Annotated in this window: 21 protein-coding genes and 1 pseudogene; 8 read left to right on the top strand and 14 right to left on the bottom strand. The window is 45.2% G+C overall.

Annotated features, from left to right (window positions below):
* Positions 1 to 3: 3 nt before the first annotated feature.
* From IPP74_11310 to IPP74_11295, 4 genes are all read right to left on the bottom strand, one after another.
* Positions 4 to 396 (bottom strand): type II toxin-antitoxin system VapC family toxin, encoded by a 393-nt coding sequence (locus IPP74_11310; GenBank protein MBL0319859.1) that lies wholly within the window; start codon positions 394 to 396, stop codon positions 4 to 6.
* Positions 383 to 595, bottom strand: a complete 213-nt coding sequence (locus IPP74_11305) for an AbrB/MazE/SpoVT family DNA-binding domain-containing protein (protein ID MBL0319858.1) — start codon at positions 593 to 595, stop codon at positions 383 to 385. The genes IPP74_11310 and IPP74_11305 overlap by 14 nt, the downstream gene beginning before the upstream one ends.
* Before the next feature lie 155 nt (positions 596 to 750).
* Entirely contained in the window at positions 751 to 1,743 is a 993-nt protein-coding gene (gene nadA / locus IPP74_11300) for a quinolinate synthase NadA (GenBank protein ID MBL0319857.1), read from the bottom strand.
* Positions 1,744 to 2,178: 435 nt separating this feature from the next.
* On the bottom strand, positions 2,179 to 3,735 hold the full coding sequence (locus IPP74_11295) for a prepilin-type N-terminal cleavage/methylation domain-containing protein (GenBank protein ID MBL0319856.1): 1,557 nt from the start codon (positions 3,733 to 3,735) through the stop codon (positions 2,179 to 2,181).
* A gap of 253 nt (positions 3,736 to 3,988) precedes the next feature.
* On the opposite strand from IPP74_11295, the gene sdhC reads away from it, so the two are divergent.
* The 8 genes and pseudogenes from sdhC (at position 3,989) to IPP74_11255 (ending at position 12,853) form a co-directional block, all read left to right on the top strand.
* On the top strand, positions 3,989 to 4,408 hold the full coding sequence (gene sdhC / locus IPP74_11290; GenBank protein MBL0319855.1) for a succinate dehydrogenase, cytochrome b556 subunit: 420 nt from the start codon (positions 3,989 to 3,991) through the stop codon (positions 4,406 to 4,408).
* A gap of 14 nt (positions 4,409 to 4,422) precedes the next feature.
* Positions 4,423 to 4,805, top strand: a pseudogene (sdhD, locus tag IPP74_11285) (succinate dehydrogenase, hydrophobic membrane anchor protein).
* A 27-nt stretch (positions 4,806 to 4,832) separates the two neighbouring features.
* Positions 4,833 to 6,650, top strand: a complete 1,818-nt coding sequence (locus IPP74_11280; GenBank protein MBL0319854.1) for a succinate dehydrogenase flavoprotein subunit — start codon at positions 4,833 to 4,835, stop codon at positions 6,648 to 6,650.
* Between the two features lie 27 nt (positions 6,651 to 6,677).
* Positions 6,678 to 7,472 (top strand): succinate dehydrogenase iron-sulfur subunit, encoded by a 795-nt coding sequence (locus IPP74_11275; protein ID MBL0319853.1) that lies wholly within the window; start codon positions 6,678 to 6,680, stop codon positions 7,470 to 7,472.
* Between the two features lie 433 nt (positions 7,473 to 7,905).
* The gene (locus IPP74_11270; protein ID MBL0319852.1) at positions 7,906 to 9,165 is read left to right on the top strand and encodes an ATP-binding protein; all 1,260 of its coding nucleotides are present in this window, start codon (positions 7,906 to 7,908) and stop codon (positions 9,163 to 9,165) included.
* 77 nt (positions 9,166 to 9,242) lie between these two features.
* Positions 9,243 to 10,109, top strand: a complete 867-nt coding sequence (locus tag IPP74_11265; protein ID MBL0319851.1) for a hypothetical protein — start codon at positions 9,243 to 9,245, stop codon at positions 10,107 to 10,109.
* Between the two features lie 99 nt (positions 10,110 to 10,208).
* Positions 10,209 to 11,702, top strand: coding sequence for a hypothetical protein (locus tag IPP74_11260; protein MBL0319850.1), 1,494 nt, complete (start codon positions 10,209 to 10,211; stop codon positions 11,700 to 11,702).
* Between the two features lie 788 nt (positions 11,703 to 12,490).
* Entirely contained in the window at positions 12,491 to 12,853 is a 363-nt protein-coding gene (locus IPP74_11255) for a hypothetical protein (protein MBL0319849.1), read from the top strand.
* Between the two features lie 103 nt (positions 12,854 to 12,956).
* Here IPP74_11255 and leuC read toward each other — a convergent pair whose 3' ends face one another.
* From leuC to IPP74_11205, 10 genes are all read right to left on the bottom strand, one after another.
* Complete coding sequence (gene leuC / locus IPP74_11250) at positions 12,957 to 14,378, bottom strand: 3-isopropylmalate dehydratase large subunit (GenBank protein ID MBL0319848.1); 1,422 nt, start codon at positions 14,376 to 14,378, stop codon at positions 12,957 to 12,959.
* A gap of 210 nt (positions 14,379 to 14,588) precedes the next feature.
* A complete protein-coding gene (rplS, locus tag IPP74_11245; protein ID MBL0319847.1) occupies positions 14,589 to 14,987 on the bottom strand; it encodes a 50S ribosomal protein L19 in 399 nt (132 codons plus the stop codon).
* 19 nt (positions 14,988 to 15,006) lie between these two features.
* Entirely contained in the window at positions 15,007 to 15,786 is a 780-nt protein-coding gene (trmD, locus tag IPP74_11240; protein MBL0319846.1) for a tRNA (guanosine(37)-N1)-methyltransferase TrmD, read from the bottom strand.
* Positions 15,764 to 16,294, bottom strand: coding sequence for a 16S rRNA processing protein RimM (gene rimM, locus IPP74_11235; GenBank protein MBL0319845.1), 531 nt, complete (start codon positions 16,292 to 16,294; stop codon positions 15,764 to 15,766). Before rimM ends, trmD begins: the two co-directional genes overlap by 23 nt.
* 67 nt (positions 16,295 to 16,361) lie before the next feature.
* Positions 16,362 to 16,670 carry a 30S ribosomal protein S16 gene (gene rpsP, locus IPP74_11230; protein MBL0319844.1) on the bottom strand — a complete coding sequence of 103 codons (309 nt, stop codon included), beginning with the start codon at positions 16,668 to 16,670 and terminating at the stop codon, positions 16,362 to 16,364.
* A 23-nt stretch (positions 16,671 to 16,693) separates the two neighbouring features.
* The gene (gene rpmJ / locus IPP74_11225; protein ID MBL0319843.1) at positions 16,694 to 16,819 is read right to left on the bottom strand and encodes a 50S ribosomal protein L36; all 126 of its coding nucleotides are present in this window, start codon (positions 16,817 to 16,819) and stop codon (positions 16,694 to 16,696) included.
* A gap of 97 nt (positions 16,820 to 16,916) precedes the next feature.
* Positions 16,917 to 17,225, bottom strand: coding sequence for a transcriptional regulator (locus tag IPP74_11220; GenBank protein ID MBL0319842.1), 309 nt, complete (start codon positions 17,223 to 17,225; stop codon positions 16,917 to 16,919).
* A gap of 28 nt (positions 17,226 to 17,253) precedes the next feature.
* Positions 17,254 to 19,152 carry a glycosyltransferase gene (locus IPP74_11215; protein ID MBL0319841.1) on the bottom strand — a complete coding sequence of 633 codons (1,899 nt, stop codon included), beginning with the start codon at positions 19,150 to 19,152 and terminating at the stop codon, positions 17,254 to 17,256.
* Positions 19,137 to 20,165 (bottom strand): hypothetical protein, encoded by a 1,029-nt coding sequence (locus IPP74_11210; protein MBL0319840.1) that lies wholly within the window; start codon positions 20,163 to 20,165, stop codon positions 19,137 to 19,139. Before IPP74_11210 ends, IPP74_11215 begins: the two co-directional genes overlap by 16 nt.
* Positions 20,166 to 20,173: 8 nt before the next feature.
* Positions 20,174 to 20,671 carry an ATP F0F1 synthase subunit B gene (locus IPP74_11205; GenBank protein ID MBL0319839.1) on the bottom strand — a complete coding sequence of 166 codons (498 nt, stop codon included), beginning with the start codon at positions 20,669 to 20,671 and terminating at the stop codon, positions 20,174 to 20,176.
* Position 20,672 lies beyond the last annotated feature (1 nt).

Genomic DNA, 20,672 nt, shown 5'->3' with positions numbered 1-20,672 from the left:
CAATCACGAAAAAGGGTGAATCAGTTTAACACGGGGGAAGTATGCTCGATAGTGATGAATATCCCGTGTGATCAGAGGAATATCTAAAATTGCTGCATGGGCACCTATAAAAAAATCAGGCAGAGGAGTCTCTTTTTTTCCACCCAGGGTGCGGTATTTTAGAAAGGCTTTTCCAGCAAGAAATGCAGCTTCGTAAGGTAAGTCCAATCGTTTAAACGGTTGAATGGCTTCGTCTAATGGTTCCATCTGTTCATATTTAACAGAGATTTCGGCATAGATGATGGGGTTGATTGCAATCGTATCAAGTTGTGAGTCCACAATATTAAATGACCATTCTCCCCATACGGGATTTTCGGTCATGATATCAATAATGACATTGCTATCAATGAGAATCATCGCGTGTGAGTTCCATAATTTCTTCTGTGGTAAATTTACCTCTAGCAATGCCGCGAAGCTTTGTCAATCTTGATTGTGTTTTTTTTATGTAAACTTTGCCATCTTCCTCTACAAAAGCAATGTCTGTGTGGGGGAAGAATCCATACTTTTCACGGATATCTTGGGGAATCGTAACTTGTCCTTTTTGGGTGATCATCATAAAAACAACCTCCAGTAGTATTACTCTTACTAGTAATGGTAATACTACTGGGGTAAATTGTCAAGCAATGCGTAAAGACAATCAAAAATTGCATGGGGCGTGGGAGTAATGCGTATTATTGGACTCTGCCCCTTTTTTGAGGGGGGCTACGCTTCCTAAGACATTTCGAGCATGCGTACTAGCGGAATTTTTGCCTGGTCTAACAGTGCCATGTCCACCTGTAGGGCAGGCGTTTGGTCGCGCAGGCATAGATAGAGTTTTTCGATGGTATTGAGTCTCATGAATGGACAATGGTTACAGGAGGTGCATGAACCTTCCGAACCCGCTACGTCATAAAAACGACTTCCCGGAGAGAGTTTTTTCATCTGGTGGATGATGCCAGCTTCGGTGAGGACGATAAAATCAGATCCAGGATGTCTTCCGGTAAAGCTTAGCAGCGAACTGGTGGAGCCAATATGGCTGGCATGTCTGAGTAAATGCTCGGGGCATTCAGGATGGGCAATGACGTGGGCTGCTGGATGTTGGGTTTTAAGCTGAATTAAAGACCGTTCAGAAAATTGCTCATGGACAATACAGGTTCCTTGCCATAAAACCATATCACGACCGGTTTTTTTAGCCAGGTAAGCGCCCAGATATTTATCAGGGGCAAACAGGATGGGTTGATCTTTCGGGATCTGGTTGATGATTCGTTCAGCATTAGAGGAGGTTACAATGATATCAGACATTGCCTTGATCTCAGCTGAGGAGTTTATATAAGTCAAAACCAGATGGTCTGGATATTTTTTGCGGAAGAAATCAAATGCCTGCGGCTGGCACGATTCTTCTAATGAGCAACCGGCTTGAAGGTCGGGGATCAGTACGGTTTTATGGGGATTAAGGATTTTAGCGACTTCACCCATAAAAGTAACACCACAAAAAACAATGGTGCTGGCATCTGTTGACGCCGCTTTACGAGAGAGCTCAAGGGAATCTCCGACGAAATCGGCGATATCCTGAATTTCGCTGTCCTGATAATAGTGGGCAAGGATGACCGCATTGCGTTCTTTACGCAAGGCTTCAATCTCGGCAAACACGTCAAGGGTGCTATCGATTAGAAAAGGATCGGGTTTGTGTGTCTGCGTCAGAGGTGAAAGAGTCGGTGTAACCATAGTTTTAGCGTTTTGTGTGAGCAAGGATGATAGCATAATATGTGTTATAAAGCAAATAGAGACGGGAGTTGAAACGAGGCTTATAACTCGGTATTCCAAGATCAAAACTGGGGAGGGGCTAAAGATAACCATAAAATCGCTGTTTTGTTTCTTAAAGCCTGTGTGACGTGAAGGATATGGAATTGCGCTAGTCGCGCAATACGTGTTGTGCTGGATACCCACCTCTTTTAATCAGCACTCGCCTACGGCTCATACTGATTAAAAAAGGTGAGTATGACGGTGTGTATGGGTAAAAATCCATCCCAAAAAACGCCGTTCTCCTCGGTTGTTAGATGAGCGGTGAGCCGTAAGCGAGCGCTCATCTAACAACCGAGGATCCAGAACAACACGAATTGCGCGACTAGCGCAATTCCAAATTCATCTCGCGTTAGAAGGCTAAGGCGTACAGTTTGAATAATCCCTGGCCCATGTCCCATCTTCCTGGCATATTTCAAGTACAGTCCCTGAGTGGCCTGAAGGGCATTCGCCTCCCGAAGAGACATCTCCTTCAACCAGTCTGTACGAACCGATAGTCTCACCACCGCATTTTTTGGCAATACAGGTATTAGACGTGGTTACCCAGTTTGCACCGGATGATGGGCAGGTTTGAAGCATGGCTCCAGCTTCACCATCAGGGCAACTGAGAGTTTGAGTAGCACCCGGAGTTGAGCATGGGCTGCTGGCCTGACATGTATTGGTGATGGCTTTCCACTGCTTGCCAGAGCGTTGATCGATGGTACAGACGCTCGTGTATTCGCCGGACGTAAAGCTACCACTGCAGGTTTTAACCGTTGTTGAAATATAGCCGATATTGCGGGGAGTGCCGCTTTCAGAACACGTGATAGGAACGCAGCTGGATGTCACTGGTGTATCATAAACACCATTGGTACACGTTTGGCTGATACTGCCGGTGTATCCTATGGGACACGGTAAACTGCGTGCTGACGAGCATGAATCCCCAGCTTTTGCCGAGCATGGGAAGGTGCTTGGATTTTGTGTTTCCCAGACGGCCCCTTGGGTGCAAATTTCTTTGTATGTTCCTGTATAAGCGCTTGGACAGGTTAGATTTCGGGTCTCTTGATACGTGTTACCACCATAGCAGCGGATAATTTCACAGCGTTTCTCTATTTCCCAGCTGCCATTTGCCTGGCACACTCTCAAGACTTTCCCTTCATAACCATCGGGACATTGGTTACCGGTAGTGCTGTCAACCTGCACTTCACCTTCGACGCCGGTGGGGCTGGAACAGGTAGCCAACGTTCCTGGTGTTTCGGTTTTGGATTGAGCACGGCCTAATATTTTAAGAATGCAGACGTCATTATCATTGGCGATATTATATTTGCCTGATAAAACGCAGCCCGTTCCAGAGCCACGTACGCGTCCTTTGTTCGGGTCGCTATCATCAACGCGTTGATCAATGTTGGCGGCTTGATCTGGAGTTAAAACACCATTTGATTCGGCGTTAGGTGAGGTGGAAAAACCAGCTATTTCAAAATACAGCCCTAACGTGGAGTCTTTGCGAACTTTATAGCCGCTATTGCGGAAGGGGGCTACAGGCACCCCTTTGCCTGGTTCATAGCGGCTGGTTCCATCAAATTTAGCAGCAGTAAAAATAGAGGCTGCCTGCAAATGATGCCAGAATAATAAATCTTCATTGCCGGTTGCGCTGATACTGCTGTCACCATTACCATTGGTTTCGCCGGGAAAGAATGTATCAAAATTGGTAATATCTCCCGGGGGGGCACCATAGATTTTTTCAAAGTCTTCGGCCATGTCAGTAAAATGTTGAACATCTTCAATCATACGGTTTGCTTTAGCACCTTTGAGCAATGCCGAAGCCCCGACAACGGCTAAAATAAGCAAGCCAATAATAACCAGTACCACGCTCATTTCTACGAGTGTAAAGCCTTTCAAGCTGTTATGAAATTTAAGGATACCTCTACCGTTGGGCATGAGCAAACATCTCCGTGCAAACACCATTGCTATCCTTCTAGTGTAACACAGGGTATATTAATGGTTTATGAAGAATTGCAAAGTAGATATAAAAGTATATATAGTAGTGTCTATCGAACATTGATGACGGCATGTTGCAAGAGACTAAACAGGCTGTTCCAGGCCTTCAATTACAACTTGACCCTAACGTAAAACTCCGCTATTGCTAGGAACATATAACTTTAAGTATGTTTGTTTTAACGCAAGGAACATTATGTCGTCTCCGTCTCCAAGCAGTTCTTCGAGCAGCTCTTCACGCAAGCGGCCTTTGTCGCCGCATTTGTCTATTTATAAACCACAGATCACCTCGACACTTTCTATCCTTCACCGTATAACGGGAGTGATTATTTATACTGGGCTGGTTGGCTTGGTGTGGTTGTTTGTGTTTGCCGCATATGGCTATTCTATTGAAGGGGTTGCAGGCATATTGCGCTCACCAGTGGGTTTAGTTGTGTTGTTGGGATGGGCTTTTTGTTTGTATTATCATCTCTGCAATGGTATTCGCCATTTGTTTTGGGATATGGGCAAGGGCTATGCACTTACCACAGTCACCAAAAGTGGTATCGCAGCGCTTGTTGGAGCTAGTGTGTTGACACTGGCCAGCGCTGTCTATGTGTTTAAAATCGGGATGTAGAGTAAGAGGTTTATATGTCACTGCAAACTCCACTGGGGCGCGTTAAAGGTTTGGGTTCAGCAAGGCATGGCGTAAAGCATTGGCTTGCGCAGCGTGTGACGGCGGTTGCCTTGGTTCCACTTGTTGTCTGGTTTGTGCTTGCTGCATTATGTTTTGCGCTAAATGGGCAGGGGCTGATGCCATATTTGCAAAATCCATTTCGTGCTGTTATTGCATGACGTTTGTTGCGGTAAGCCTTTACCACGGAAGTTTAGGGCTGCAGGTGGTTATCGAAGATTATGTGCATTGCCATAAGGGACGTGCAATTCTGATTTACACCATGCGTTTTTTGACTCTGCTTACGATGATCGCTGGCGTGTTAGCCATACTTAAATTACACCTGAATGGTGGAGCGTAAAACTACTTCTGAAATTGGATGATTTCTATGACAAAGACACAAGGTTATAAAATTATTGACCATACCTATGATGTGGTTGTTGTTGGTGCTGGTGGCGCAGGATTGCGTGCTACATTTGGCATGGCAGAAAAAGGCCTTAAAACCGCATGTATATCCAAAGTATTCCCAACACGTAGCCACACGGTGGCAGCGCAGGGTGGTATCAGCGCGGCGCTTGGAAATATGGGTGAAGATGATTGGCGTTGGCATTTTTATGATACTATTAAAGGATCAGACTGGTTAGGTGACCAGGACGCTATCGAGTATATGTGCAAGGAAGCGCTTCCGGCTATTTTAGAGCTCGAACATTATGGCGTTCCTTTTTCGCGCACGGAAGCCGGAAAAATTTATCAACGTCCATTTGGTGGGATGACCACGCATTATGGTCAGGGTAAAGCAGCACAACGTACCTGTGCAGCGGCCGACAGAACGGGACATGCTATTTTGCATACGCTGTACCAGCAATCGCTGAAACATAAAGCTGAGTTTTTTATCGAATATTTTGCCCTTGATCTGATTATGGATGATGAAGGTGCCTGCTGTGGCGTGATTGCCTGGAATTTAGACGATGGCACCATCCATCGTTTCCGTGCTCATTTAGTGGTAATGGCAACCGGTGGATATGGGCGTTCGTACTTTTCCTGTACATCGGCGCATACCTGTACGGGCGATGGCAATGCGATGGCGCTGCGTGCTGGTTTACCGCTTCAGGACATGGAATTTGTGCAGTTTCATCCAACCGGTATTTACGGTTCGGGGTGCTTGATTACCGAAGGCGTGCGTGGCGAAGGTGGTTACCTGGTAAATTATGAAGGTGAACGTTTTATGGAACGTTACGCGCCTTCTGCTAAAGACCTGGCGTCACGCGATGTGGTTAGCCGAGCGATGACCATCGAAATTCGCGAAGGGCGGGGAGTTGGTCCGCTTAAAGACCATATCTATCTGCACCTCGATCATCTGGATCCCGAGATTATCCATGCGCGTTTGCCGGGGATTGCCGAAACCGCACGGGTATTTGCAGGGGTGGATGTCACCAAACAACCTATTCCCGTATTACCGACCGTGCATTATAACATGGGTGGTGTACCTACCAATTATCATGGTGAGGTTGTTACGATTAAAGGTAACGATACGGATGCCGTGGTGCCAGGATTAATGGCTATCGGTGAAGCGGCCTGCGTATCGGTGCATGGTGCAAATCGTTTAGGGTCAAACTCCTTGTTAGATCTGGTGGTATTTGGCCGTGCGGCAGCAAACAGGGCTGCACAGGTGGTAAAACCTGGTCAGGCGCATCGTCCGTTTCCAGCGAATGCCGGTCAGGATACCTTGGCGCGTTTTGATGCGCTGCGTCATTCATCTGGGCCATTATCGGCATCGCATATTCGTTCTGAGATGCAGAAAACCATGCAAAATTATGCGGCAGTATTCCGGGTTCATGATTCATTGGATGAAGGCACGAAGCTGATGCATAAAACATTTGAATCGTTCAAAGATATTGGCATTCAGGATCGTGGCTTGGTATGGAATAGTGACCTGGTGGAAGCCTGGGAGTTATATAATCTTTTGCCGCAAGCATTGGTGACCATTGAATGTGCATTGAATCGTCCAGAAAGCCGTGGCGCTCACGCACGTGAGGATTATCCCGATCGTGATGATAAAAATTGGTTAAAACATACCGTTGCCTGGATCAATACAGACGAATCCGCTAAGAATACGGGTGAGGCAACCATTGATTATAGGCCGGTGCATCTTTATACATTGACCAACGAAGTACAAGTGGTTGCGCCAAAGAAACGTGTATACTAAACTTTAAAGAGATAAAACGGGTAGCATATGGTTGAGTTTCGTTTACCAGAGAATTCAGTAGTCAGGGAAGGGCGTTATTATAAAGCCCCAGAAGGTGCCAAAACCATTCGGAAATTCCGCATTTACCGTTGGGATCCCGAGACCGGTGAAAATCCACATTGGGATACCTATGAGGTCGATACCGCCGTGTGTGGGCCAATGATCCTGGATGCGTTGATCTGGATTAAAAATAACATCGATTCCACCCTGACTTTCCGCCGTTCGTGCCGTGAAGGGATTTGTGGCAGTTGTTCGATGAATATTGGTGATGGTAAGGGGACGAATACGCTTGCTTGTATTAAAGGGATTGATGAGTTTAAAGAGACAATCACCATCAGCCCATTGCCGCATATGCAAGTGGTTAAGGATCTCGTCCCTGACCTGACGCATTTCTATGCGCAATATGAATCGATTGAGCCGTGGCTTAAAAGCTCTTCGGCGGCGCCTGCCAGCAGCGAACGTTTGCAAAGCCCAGAAGACCGTGAAAAGTTAGATGGCCTTTATGAATGTATTTTATGCGCCTGTTGTTCAACCAGTTGCCCAAGCTATTGGTGGAACAGTGAGCAGTATCTAGGTCCTGCTGTTTTACTGCAAGCCTATCGCTGGTTGATTGATAGCCGCGATGAGACCACTGGCGACCGCTTAGACCAGCTGGAAGATCCATTCCGCCTCTATCGCTGCCACACCATCATGAATTGCGCCAAAACCTGCCCTAAAGGCTTAAATCCTGCTAAGGCCATTGGTGAGATTAAAAAGATGATTGCTGTGAGGCATGGCGAGTAATAAAGAAAGCTGAAAATTCGGGTAACTATTTTGTGAAAGTAGCGTTCTTTAACTGCCGACCTTGGAACGAGTGTTTAGTGAGCAGCTTGGTGATATTGTTACAGTGTAAACCGTACATGCATTTGTATCTATAAGAAACTAATTTTTCTACATTGGGTGTGGAGGCATGACGAGAATATGGATGTTTTAGCATTAAGTGTATTTAAATGCATAGTAACAATTTGTTTTTGTGAATTATTTACAAAAAAATAGCTCTACTAGTCTTGTGCTTGGAAGATCGTTAATATCAAAATTGACGGAGTCCAAACTTAAAAATAGTGTGATATCAAATATCAAAATAGTGAGGGTTCAACTTGTAAAATAGTGGAGCTTCTGTTAGACTGATAGGAGGTGGTCTCCTGGGGCCATCGTGATCGTTCGAGAGAAAGCCATCATGACTTTACCTACTGTCAAATATGCACGTTGGCAATACAACAAAATTGAACAAGGCTTGATTTTCAGGCGGGTTTTGGTTTTGGAGGGAGCCAGGCAATCAGGCAAGACGACCCTGGCTAAAGAGCTTTCCGGGGCGGATGCGATTTATTATACGTTAGATGATATTACTTTACTGAAGTCAGCACTGGATGATCCGCATGGGTTTGTCAGCCATGGCAAAGGTGCGATGATTATTGATGAAATACAACGTGCGCCGATTTTACTTCAAGCCATCAAGAAAGATGTTGATGAAAACCAGGAGCCTGGACGATTTTTCTTAACCGGATCGGCGGACATAGGGCTGTTACCAGGCGTGACGGAATCATTGGCAGGGCGTATTATGAAAATACGGTTGCGCCCTCTGGCGTTGGGAGAGATTGATGGCCATTTACCCCATTTCTTAACTCATGCATTTCAGGGGCAGTTTTCCTTTTTTAAACATCAACTTCAAACAGGTGCTGTTTTAAACAAGGATGATTATATCCAAGAAGCCCTCAAAGGAGGGTATCCAGAAGCGCGGCGATTAGGTGAGAAAATGTCGAGGCGCTGGCATAAAGATTATCTTGATGCCCTTATGGATCGTGATTTAAAAGATATTGCCAATATCAAGCGTCACGATTCCATGCGCAAGTTAATTGAAGTGTTGGCCGCGTGGTCGAGTAAATTAATGGATGTTTCGGCGATAGGTTCGCAGCTGGCGTTAGCAAGGCCAACGTTGGATTCCTATATTAATGCATTAGAAACACTTTATCTGGTGGAACGGGTACCCGCATGGTCTAAAACAGATTTTAACCGTGTTGGCAAGCAGGACAAATTCTTCATGAGCGATACCGGGCTGATGGCTAGCATTTTGCGCTGGCGGTTGGAAGATATCCGCCTGGATGGTGAAAGGCATGGAAAGTTACTTGAAACATTGGTTTTTACACAATTAGCCGCTCAGATTGATGCCCAGGAAGAGGATTATCATTTGTATCATTACCGCGACCGGGACAAGCGTGAAATTGATTTTATAGTTGAAAACGAAAACGGTGATTTATTAGGCATTGAAGTCAAAGCCGGTTCTTCCATCAGTCATGACCATTTTAAACATTTGAAATGGTTTAAGGAACATAGTGCCAAGGACCAAGCCTTTACAGGTATTGTTCTCTATACAGGTGAGCATATCGTGCCATTTGGTGAACAAATGTGGGCTGTGCCCATGCGTGTGTTGTGGTTATAAAAAGATTAAATATTAACACTATATTATAACTTATAAAATATAATCAAATAAATAGTGGTTATATTGAGTAGGTTTTTGTGTCAAAAGCATCACCAGAAAACAGAGCTAATCAGATTGATTTTGGAAATAACCCCAAAGCAGCACTCAACCAGTTTATGGATGCAGTGAAGGATGAATTTGGGCTTTCGCAGGAGCAATTTAACGAATTTCGAAAAGGCCTTCAGAGTGGCGTGATGCACTTGTCGTGGATGGAAATAAACATCGAAAAAGGCGGCAGGGAAGTTGAGGATATTAATAGCGATAAACTGGGTAAAGTTAAAATAGAGAATCTAGGCGTTGATAGTAAAGATCTCAAAAAAGAATTAGAAACCCTACCTCCGGAACAAAGGTCAGCGCGCTTAGTAGAGGTGTATACGCAGGCATTGAATCAATCGTTAGATAAGGCCGTACCAGGTACGGAATTGCCGAAGAAAGAGGCAAAAAGCCAGGCTAACCAAGAGAGACAGAATAAGCAACCGGCTGCGGGTAAGGACGAAAAATCATCACAGAGTGATCGCTCATCGCAACGTGCAAAGCCTGAGAAAAAATCAATCTTAGAAAGGGTTACCCAGTGGCTTGAGAAAACAGTGGCTGCAATCACGACACTTTTTTCGGGTTCTCCTAGTTATAAAACCAAAAATAAAGAATCGCATGAAGAAAACATTGCGCTTCAATCAGCGCAACAGGTAGCGAAGCAGGCCAAGATAAAGGGCAAGGAGACAACCAAACGTCAAACAATATTGATGGGCGGTAAACCACCTTTGTCGGAAACGGATATGACGGAAGCTAGAAAAACCTTAAAGCAAATTGTTCAAAAACACCATAGCGGTGAGGTACGTGTGAATGACCATCGTTTCGGTCATTCACAGCATAGGAATAAATCAATGAATAAAATTTCTAAATAATTGAAGTTTTGTTTGTTTAAATAAGTAATTGATTAATTCTTATTTGTTAAAATGATGAGTGGGTAAGTAGTAATAAAAAGGGTTGGAGGTTTTTGGGTTATGAAGAATTATAATATAGATTTTGGGATTGCTAATCGAGTTACTGCCAATGATATCTTAAATGCAAGGTTAGATGAAATGGCTGGGGATGCAGGAATCCCAAACGGTGATGCCCATGTTGCCGATAGAAATGATTTTAAGTTACAAATGCGTACTACTCTGGCTCGTGCATATCCCCAACTGTTTAATGGTGCCGAAGTAAACTTAGCACATGATCGACCGAACTTCATAAGAGAAAATAATTATAGGCACTGTCGAATTTCATTTTCAGCAGATCCAACAAAAGATGCTGCGCGAACAGATATAGGTTTACCCGCTCTTGGAGGAGACGTGGTTGAATTACGGACCCATACTCGCATCAAAGCGGATAGATTTGTCCCAGCAATTCGTGGAAATGGGAATAAAATATTTTTGGTTAATCCTTCAGATCAGTCAATAGATCCGCTTTTAGAATCTTTGGGGTACTCCGATGAAGAGATCACTGCGGTTAAGACAGCGATGGGCAATGTCGAATCTATAAAAAAACTCGCTGCTCGAGAGGTAGGGGCTAATGGTGCAGCTAAGCTTGATGCATTAACAACACGGCGTGAGATTAGTATTGATATTAAAGCGGACCAACTTTATACCGATCAAGGAGTACGGAAGGAAGACGATCAGCTTGCGGCTAACAAAATTACTATTAATGCAAAAGTAGAAACAGCCGTTAAAGAACTTGGAACCAAATTTAAGTGTCCACCAGGCAAGGTCTTGGATACATATTTAACCAATTCTGGAATAGCGGTTGATGCTGACAATGCAGCGGAGATTAAAGTTAAATTGATGGACCGGTTGGAAAAAAAAGGTACTAGCTTTAAGGGAAAATCTCCCGCTCAGATAGAAGCAATAATTCTGGAGAAAGGATTTGATATTACCTCCGATAGGAAAGATGGTGACATAGTCAAATCAATTGCCGATGGAATTGCGAAAGCTAATGGCGGATTAATCAAAACTAAGTCTGAGCAAGCTGCTGACATAGTTACTGAAACTGCTCAAAAATATAAGGAAGAAAAAGAAAGATACAAAGATCAAGACAAACCTGAGCCCGCTTCGTGGGGGTCAGCTGCTAAAGATGCGGTTATGTCTAAATGGGGTTTGGTTGCGGCTGCTATTATTGCGGTGGCGCTCGTTGCGGTCATCGCTGCGCCTATGTTAGGCGTAGTGCTTCCCATTTCTGGTCCGTTGCTCGTTATCGGTGCCGTTGCTGTTGCTGGTTTAGTTGTAGGAGGAAAAGCCTCAATGAATCATACTGAGGCTGAAAAAGCCAATTTAAAGACATTTAAGGATGAACAACTTCAAGTAAAATTGGCAAAGGCGGGAGGTAAGGTTCAGGAGCCTGAAAAACTGTTGCATCAGGTTTTGGATAAAAATAACGAACTTGAAAAAAAGGCTAATAAATTTCAAGAAAAATATAAAGCAGAAAAGGCAAAAAATAAAGGAGTGAGGGCGATTGAATAAATGGTTTGAGACTGTTCATAATTCGGTACCGCCACAAAATTACATCATCCCCAGCCCCCGTGAGCTGGGGATCGAGCTTTGTCCAATATAATTTTTCTGCCTATTTTTTTAGTAGTACATTTCCCCCAAACTCCGTCATCTTCAACCTTTTAAAGTCGTATGAGCCGCTATTTGCTGCTCGTGAAACCGATACTGATGCCTGTGGGAATAAGGATGGAAGTATTAAGAAGAAGCCTAGATCTCCAGCCCTTTTTTCCGTGCTCGCCTGCGGCTCACACTCCAAAAAGGTCTGAAGATGACGGAGTTTGTGGAAACAGCCCACATTCAAAAACAAGATAGTTTTTCTGTCTGTTTTTTTAGTATTACATTTCCCCCAAACCACGGCAAGATCAACCTTTAAAGTCGTATGAGCCGCTATTTGCTGCTCGTGAAACCGATACTGATGCCTGTGGGAATAAGGATGGAAGTATTAAGAAGAAGCCTGGATCTCCAGCCCTTTTTTCCGTGCTCGCCTGCGGCTCACACTCCAAAAAGGTCTGAAGATGACGGAGTTTGTGGAAACAGCCCAATTCAAAAACAAGATAGTTTTTCTGTCTGTTTTTTTAGTATTACATTTCCCCAAACTCCGTCATCTTCAACCTTTTAAAGTCGTATGAGCCGCTATTTGCTGCTCGTGAAACCGATACTGATGCCTGTGGGAATAAGGATGGAAGTATTAAGAAGAAGCCTGGATCTCCAGCCCTTTTTTCCGTGCTCGCCTGCGGCTCACACTCCAAAAAGGTCTGAAGATGACGGAGTTTGTGGAAACAGCCCACATTCAAAAACAAGATAGTTTTTCTGTCTGTTCTTTTAGTATTACATTTCCCCCAAACTCCGTCATCTTCAACCTTTTAAAGTCGTATGAGCCGCTATTTGCTGCTCGTGAAACCGATACTGAAGCCTGTGGGAATAAGGATGGAAGTATTAAGAAGAAGCCTGGATCTCCAGCCCTTTTTCCCGTGCTCGCCTGCGGCTCACACTCCAAAAGGTCTGAAGATGACGGAGTTTGTGAAACAGCCCACATTCAAAAACAAGATAGTTTTTCTGTCTGTTCTTTTAGTATTACATTTCCCCCAAACTCCGTCATCTTCAATCTTTTAAAAGTAGTATGAGCCGCAGGCGAGTACTGCTTTAAAAGGTTGGAGACCCAGCACAACACCGATTGCGCGACGAGCGCAATTCCATTTTTTACTTCCCCAAAAAATCAGAATTCTATTAGCTTAGAAAATCCCTAACATCCGCTAATTTCCCCTTAATCGCTGCCGCTGTGGCCATACCTGGGCTCATCAAATGCGTGCGTCCACCACGGCCTTGACGGCCTTCAAAGTTACGGTTGGAGGTCGAGGCACAGCGTTCACCCGGTTCTAATTTATCGGCATTCATGGCCAGGCACATAGAACAACCTGGCTCACGCCATTCAAACCCAGCTTCGATGAAAATTTTATCAAGGCCTTCGGCTTCGGCTTGTTCTTTTACTTCACCCGATCCTGGAACGATCATCGCAAGGCTGACATTCGAAGCTACTTTATGCCCTTTGGCAATGGCAGCTACCTCACGCAAATCTTCAATCCGGCCATTGGTGCACGAACCGATAAAAACTTTATCGATGGTGATATCCTGCAATAAAGTACCCGGTTCTAATCCCATATAGTTCAACGCACGTTCAACCGAGCTGCGTTGCATATCATCATGGATATGGGCAGGGTTAGGAACCGTACCGGTAATAGGCAATACTTCTTCAGGGCTGGTTCCCCAGGTCACTTGTGGAACGATATCATGGGCGTTTAAGGTAATTTCCTTGCTGTAGGTCGCTCCAGGGTCAGAAGGCAGGGTACGCCAATAAGCAACCGCTTGATCCCATAAAGCACCTGCTGGCGCCTTCGGGCGGCCTTTTAAATAATCAAAGGTGATGTCATCCGGGGCGATCAAACCAGCGCGCGCACCTGCTTCAATGGTCATGTTACACAACGTCATGCGTGCTTCCATCGACAGATTGCGAATGGCTTCACCTGCATATTCAATCACATAACCCGTACCACCGGCGGTACCAATATGGCCAATAATCGCCAAGGCAATATCCTTTGCGGTAACACCGGCTGGCAATTGGCCATCGACAGTGATGCGCATGTTTTTAGCGTGTTTTTGAATCAATGTTTGCGTGGCAAGCACATGCTCCACTTCACTGGTTCCAATACCAAATGCAAGGGCACCAAATGCTCCATGGGTAGAGGTATGGCTGTCGCCGCAGACCATGGTGGTCCCTGGTAAGGAGAATCCTTGTTCAGGGCCAACAATATGCACAATCCCCTGACGCCTGTCCATCAGTGAAAAATATTCTACGCCAAAATCGTGGCAGTTATGTTCAAGCGTGTCCACCTGGATACGCGAGGTTTCGTCCTTAATACCATGGCTCCGGTCGGTGGTTGGTACATTATGGTCGGCAACCGCTAAATGACATTCTAACCGGCGTACCTTGCGCTTTGCAAGACGCAGGCCCTCAAACGCTTGCGGGCTGGTGACCTCATGGATCATATGACGGTCGATATAGAGCAATACCGTATCTTCGGATTGCGGTGCGACAACGTGGCTGTCCCAGATTTTATCGAATAAGGTGCGAGGCTTGTTGGCTAATGTCATAAAGAGTGCTCAATGCTGTTAGAATAAGGACTCGGGGCTGTTAGAATAAAGACTCGGGTTCACACGGCTCATGGGAGGAGTGTGAGATTCGTGCCTTTAAGACGGGGGGGGGGAAGGATAAATACACATCCATGTTACTGAATCTGTTGCCTTCACACCACCCCGGCCTTCGGCCACCACTCCTTTTCAGGAGTAGGAAAGATAGTGTTATTAGTTAGAGGCAGCTTCAGACGTGTTGGTATCCCACTCGCGTTTTTCAGTAATACGCGCAGCTTTACCACGAAGTTCACGCAGATAATAAAGTTTAGCGCGGCGTACAGCACCACGACGAACCAATTTAATGCTTTCAACGCTTGGTGAATAAAGAGGGAACACACGCTCAACACCAACGCCATCACTGATTTTACGAACAGTGAAGTTAGAATTGAAACCATCATTTTTACGGGCAATGCATACGCCAGTGAATTTCTGAATACGGCTTTTTTGACCCTCAACTACGACTACAGCTACTTCGACCGTGTCGCCAGGAGCAAAATCAGGGATCTCAGCTTTATTCGCTGATAATTGTTCGATATAGGCTTTATCAATGGACTGCATGATCGTAGACATTTGGTGGCTCCTTCAAAAACTATTTTTTCTTTTTATTCTCGTTATTCTTTTTATTCTCGCCCGCTTGCTTTTCCTGATAGTGTTGCCACAAATCGGGGCGCCGCAGAGCGGTGATCTGTTGCGCTTGTTCGAGGCGCCATTTGGCAATTGCCGCATGGTTGCCTGATACTAGAACATCAGGAACCGGGTGATCTTTCCATACAGGGGGCCTGGTATAATGGGGATATTCTAATAATCCCGATAATTGGCCAGAACTGACAAAGCTTTCTTCACCTAGTGCCTCTGAAGATTGGATAACCCCTGGTAATAAACGGATGCACGCATCGAGCATACACAGGGCCGCCGGCTCGCCTCCTGATAACACAAAGTCACCCAAACTGATTTCTTCACATGGGTACTCAGCAAGCAATCTGGCGTCAATTCCTTCAAAACGCCCGCACAGTATAGCAACATGTGGACGGTTAATCAACTGGTAAGCGAGATTTTGATCAAAGACTTTTCCACGGGGGGTTAAGTAGATTAAATGCGGCTTCATTGGATGCTCTAAAGCCTCATCAATGGCTGGTCCTACGGCATCTGGGCGCATTAACATTCCAGTGCCGCCTCCATAGGGTTTATCATCAACGGTACCGTGTTTGTTGATTGCATGTTTGCGGATATCAATGGTTTGATAATTCCATATACCATCAGCCAGAGCTTTCCCTGCCAGCGAATGGCCTAAAGACCCGGGAAACATTTCAGGAAAAAGAGTTAATAACGTGATAAGCCAGGGCTGGTTATTCACCAAGTTCGATTTCATAGGTTTCAGGTGGGTTGAAGATAACAAAATGATGGTTGAGATCAATGGTGGGAATCGTTGCTTTGGTAAACGGCAACATCACGGATTGATGTTGGTTGTTGAATTTGATTTCAATTATATCACCCGCACCAAAATTATGCAAAGCAACGACCACGCCCTGATCAACACCCTGGTCGTTTTTAACGGCTAAGCCGATGAGGTCCGTGTGATAAAATTCGTCTTCGTCTATGTCGGGCATCTCGTCGCGGGTGATATACAGTTGCACTTGGCGTAATGTTTCAGCTTCATTGCGGTTGGTGATCCCTTCAATACGGGCAATAACGAGATCATCGGCAATCACTTGACGAATAGTCACCTTATAGGATGGTGCACCAGAGCCATTTAAAAGCGGGCTATATTCTTCGATAGTCTCTGGATATTCGGTGTGGGTACGGATTTTGACTTCACCACGGATACCGTGAGGAGCAATAATCGTAGCAACGCAAATAAGGTGAGGCGATGAGTGCATACTGTACTTCAATATAAAAAAAGCGGCACAAAGCCGCTTTTCATATTCTGGTTTGCAAGCTAACGGATTAGCTTGCTTTTTTCTTTTTAGCGGCTTTAGGCTTTTCAGCTTGTTCCGGCTTTTTGGCGGTAATGCCTGCTCTTTCCAAGAACAATGCAACACGGTCCGTAGGTTCAGCACCAACGCTTAACCAATGAACTACGCGCTCATTTTGAAGGACAACACGCAATGGGTTGTCTTGCTCAAGGAGCGGATTATAGGTGCCTAATTTCTCGATAAAGCGACCATCACGTGGAGAACGAGAATCGGCGACAACAATCCAATAAAACGGACGTTTTTTTGCACCATTTCTAGCTAAACGAATTTTAACTGCCATTGCACTAGTTTCCTTCTTAAAAATTAACCCTGACGCGCTTTAAAGCGAGGCTCTTTCTTGTTAATAACATAAACCTTGCCTTTACGCTTTACGATTGTGTTACCTTTGTGGCGCTTTTTAGCGCTTTTTAATGAACTCACGATTTTCATACATGTATCCTTCGTTAAAGAGCATAGATAATCCTACATCTAGCCGCGGCTGTCAAGTACTTTTCGCGCAAAGAATGAGGATAAACGATTAGAGGGCTCAAGCGGTCTTAATGGTGTGAAGAACAACCTCTGGATAATGCTCTATCACTTTAAGCAGGACCCTGGCAGCACCATCAGGGATCCTTCGATGGTGTTCCCCATGCCTGGTAGCACGTTTACTGAAGCCAAATAGAGAGAATTGTTCTTGTGTCATCTGTAATTTGTCGCGGATGGCTTTAACATCGACTTCTTCAGGAGTAGGCGTTTTATAGCGGTAGATACGGACACCATCGTCCGCAGTCAATAGGCTTTTTTCAGATTGGATAACATCGTTTAGTCCTTTAATAATATCTTTCCCTAGTGTCATAAAAGGTTCCTATAAGCTTTCTAGTTGTTCAAGTTTTTCTCTTTGATTCGATGAAGGTTCGGCACCCAGCATGTGGGGTTTTGTTCCAGTGAAATGGTCGATGGATTAATTCAATGAAGGCAATGAAGGCGGCGATTGCATGCAGTAGCCAGTAAAAGGGGAAGGTGATGATCGCAAGATAATCTTTTATATGACGTGGTGGGTGGGCACACCAGGCCATGAAGGCCTGAAGGATTAAACCAATACCCAAGACGGCCACAGTCAGTCTATGAAGAACAAGAGGCAGGTCGGGGAAATGAAACAGGTGTGATAACATGGGATAGCCTATCCCCGCCAGCCATAATATGGGTACCATCATATGGCCAATACAGGGGAGGCCGATAAAGAGATTGAGCCAGAGAAATCCTTTGAATCCCAGATGATGAAACAGGATGTCGGGGGATTGCATATGAACCAGATAGGTTTGCAGATGTCCTTTAATCCAGCGGCTGCGTTGTTTGAGCCAGGTACGCAGATGAAGGGGGGCTTCTTCTAAGGTGAGTGTTTTGCTTAAGGCCGTGCGGTAACCCAGTCTGGCCAGGCGTACACCGATATCAGCATCTTCTGTTACATTATAAGGATCCCAGGCTCCTATTTCACGCAGGACCATGGTACGGAAAAAATTACTGCTGCCACCTAAGGGGATCGGTGCTTTAGCGTGCCAAAGACCGGGAAGCAAATAATCAAACCACAGTGTGTATTCGAGTGAAAACATGCGGGTCAGCCAGTTTTGTTGGGCATTATAATAATTAAGCCGGCATTGAATGGCGGCGGTAATCGTCGGTTCTTGGGCAAATTGCATGACTACCCTGTTTAGATGTTGTGGATCAATGAGATCATCCGCATCAAAGATTCCCACCAGATCATGAATGACATAGTGCAGAGCAAAGTTGCAGGCTTTGCCTTTTGTTCGTGGGATTGAAGGCGGTACGTAGAGGGGGATAATATGAGGTGGGAGTAAATGGTTGTGGAGGGCCTCGATGGTAGAAGCATCATCAGCCTCAACCGGGATTAAAATCTGCAGATGGCTTAAGGGGAAGTCAATGGTTTGCAGATTGCGTAGCAATTGAGGGATAATGGCGGCTTCATCGCGTAATGGGATGATAAGCGATACTGACAGGGGAGGGTGTGATGGTGAAGCAGACGATGGCTTGTTTGACGTTAAAAGCGATGGAGCTATGGGCATGGCCTTCATGGTCTGATTACGTTTAAGCATTAAATAAAGTTTGGAACCCAGCATCACCAGATAAAACACATTCATCACAGCGAGGAAAAAAAAGAAAATTCCACACGGAAACAGCAAAAAGAAAATAATCAAGCTTGTGAACACACACATCAGCAGCATGCTGTGATGACCAATCCATCCGCCTGGTTGATGGTACCATGCATAAAACGAAAATTCTTGGTGATGGGTGGTTAGATGCGAAACAGCATGCTGAATATCGGCTTTGGCGTAACTCATCCTTAAATTTTCAAAGATGTGTTGCGGACGTGCTAGCACAAATCGGATGCGCCGGCGAACAGAGAAGCATTTTTCTGCCCAATGTTTGATTGCGGGGGTATAGCGGGAGGTTGCAATCGTTAATTCGTGAGGGTCTTTTCGCCAGGGAATACAGCCATGGCGCATATAGTCCCAGCGATTATTATCTGATTCGATAATAACCGTGCTTTGATGTTCAATCAGATCGACATAGTGAGCCTGTGCCTGGGTGTCGAGGGCTTCCTCTAACTGGGAGCGGGTGATGTATCCCTGACAGATTAATGTTTCGCCGATAAGGTTAGGGCATTGGTTCTGAATCAGCAGGGCCGTTTCCAAATCACATGGTCTTACGTACCCCATCCACACTAATATTTCTCCAAGTTTTGCTTTGCCTAAAATTGAAACCATATGCTTGTCATAACCCCCGTTTTAAAGTTGCCAGTGTGTGGATCAAACCCAACCATCACCCCTGAGAGTTTGTGGCGATTAGGGTGTTTCGTTGTGGATTTGACCACCGAAAGAGAAAGTGAGATTTCATCGTATGGACTAAAATGCTCGCTATGATCAGGAGCAAACGGAATGCCATAATAAGCAAGTTGTGATGCCGCTGCCGTCACGCCATGCGAAGAAAAATCATGATGAGTCCAATGGGGCATGTGCCATTTAATGGCGGTTTGTGCTTGCCACATCCAGTGTTTTTTTACAGGTTCACCCCATGTTGCTTCAATGGAGATACCACCCAACTCCGGGATCAGCGGTTGATGGAGTTGGGTGTCTAGTTGGTAGAAACCAAAACGCTTCCCTACCTTAAACGATTGTCCCCAGGCAATGCCTGCATTCAATTTACTTTCTTCAGGAAGCCAACTAAAGGAATGGTCTGCGTATTGAATACGCAGAGGAGGGATGCTCCAACCCAATTGATAACTGGCAACAGAAATAGCATTTTTCGATAATTGGCTTTGAATAAAGACGCTGGGTTTAAGCTGGACATAATCATTTTCCAATGCCACAGCAATGGAACCTAGGTTCGTATCGTAAGCAAAATGATGAAGTTCTTTTACATCCTCAGCGCTTAGGCTCAGCGATAAGGTGGTCGTGGCGCTGATGCCAATGTCACCACGAAGCGTAGCAAAGTAGCGTTGTTGATCAACCCGGTGTGTTTGTTGGATAATAGGACCCAAGGTTAATACAGGATTCTGGGCTATATCAGCACGTGTACCAACGGGTAAGTCAAGGGAAGCTGTATCAAGGAAAGAATAAGAGGTGTTTTGTTCCGACTCAGGAGAAAGGGTGGTAAGATACCATGTCGACAGCCCTTGATTTTCAAGCCACGGAGACGAAAAAGTAACCGTAGGTTTATTAAAAATCAGGAGGCTTGTTGCTACCGAAATCGGTAGCAACTTAGCCTCCTGTTTTTTCATAGTTGTTCCTAGTTAGTGGGCGGATTATCCAGCAGGAGTTGTTTTAAGTCGGCCTCTGCCTGGTCGATAGACTGCGTGGCAAAATTGGCTTGCTGCTGCAATAACAATTTATGCGCAATGGCAATGGCTTCATGGACTGCTTGTTTCTTTACATCGGCGATGAGCCCAATTTCTAACTGGGCGATTTTTTTCTCGGCCACATTTAAACGCTTCTCAACATGTTGTTTCAAATCGTTTCGTGCACGTATTAAATAAGCCTCCGCCTGTTGCTTGGCGTGGGCGACGATTTCTTCAGCCTCAATGACGGCAGCTTGCTGACGTTCTTTGTAAGAAGCAAGAACGGCCTCAGCTTCATCACGAAGGCGTTTTGCTTCGTTCAATTCTTTTTCAATAGCGTTGCTGCGCGTATCAAGCGATTTAACAACGACAGTTCCAACGGGTTTGGCAATGAGGGCAAGAAAGGCAATCGTTGCCGAGCCAACCCAAAATACTTGGTCAAATACCATG

Source organism: Alphaproteobacteria bacterium, from assembly GCA_016722515.1.
GTDB lineage: Bacteria > Pseudomonadota > Alphaproteobacteria > Rickettsiales > JADKJE01 > JADKJE01.
The sequence above is the reverse complement of the archived record's forward strand: the minus strand, read 5'-3'. Positions and strand labels throughout refer to the sequence as shown.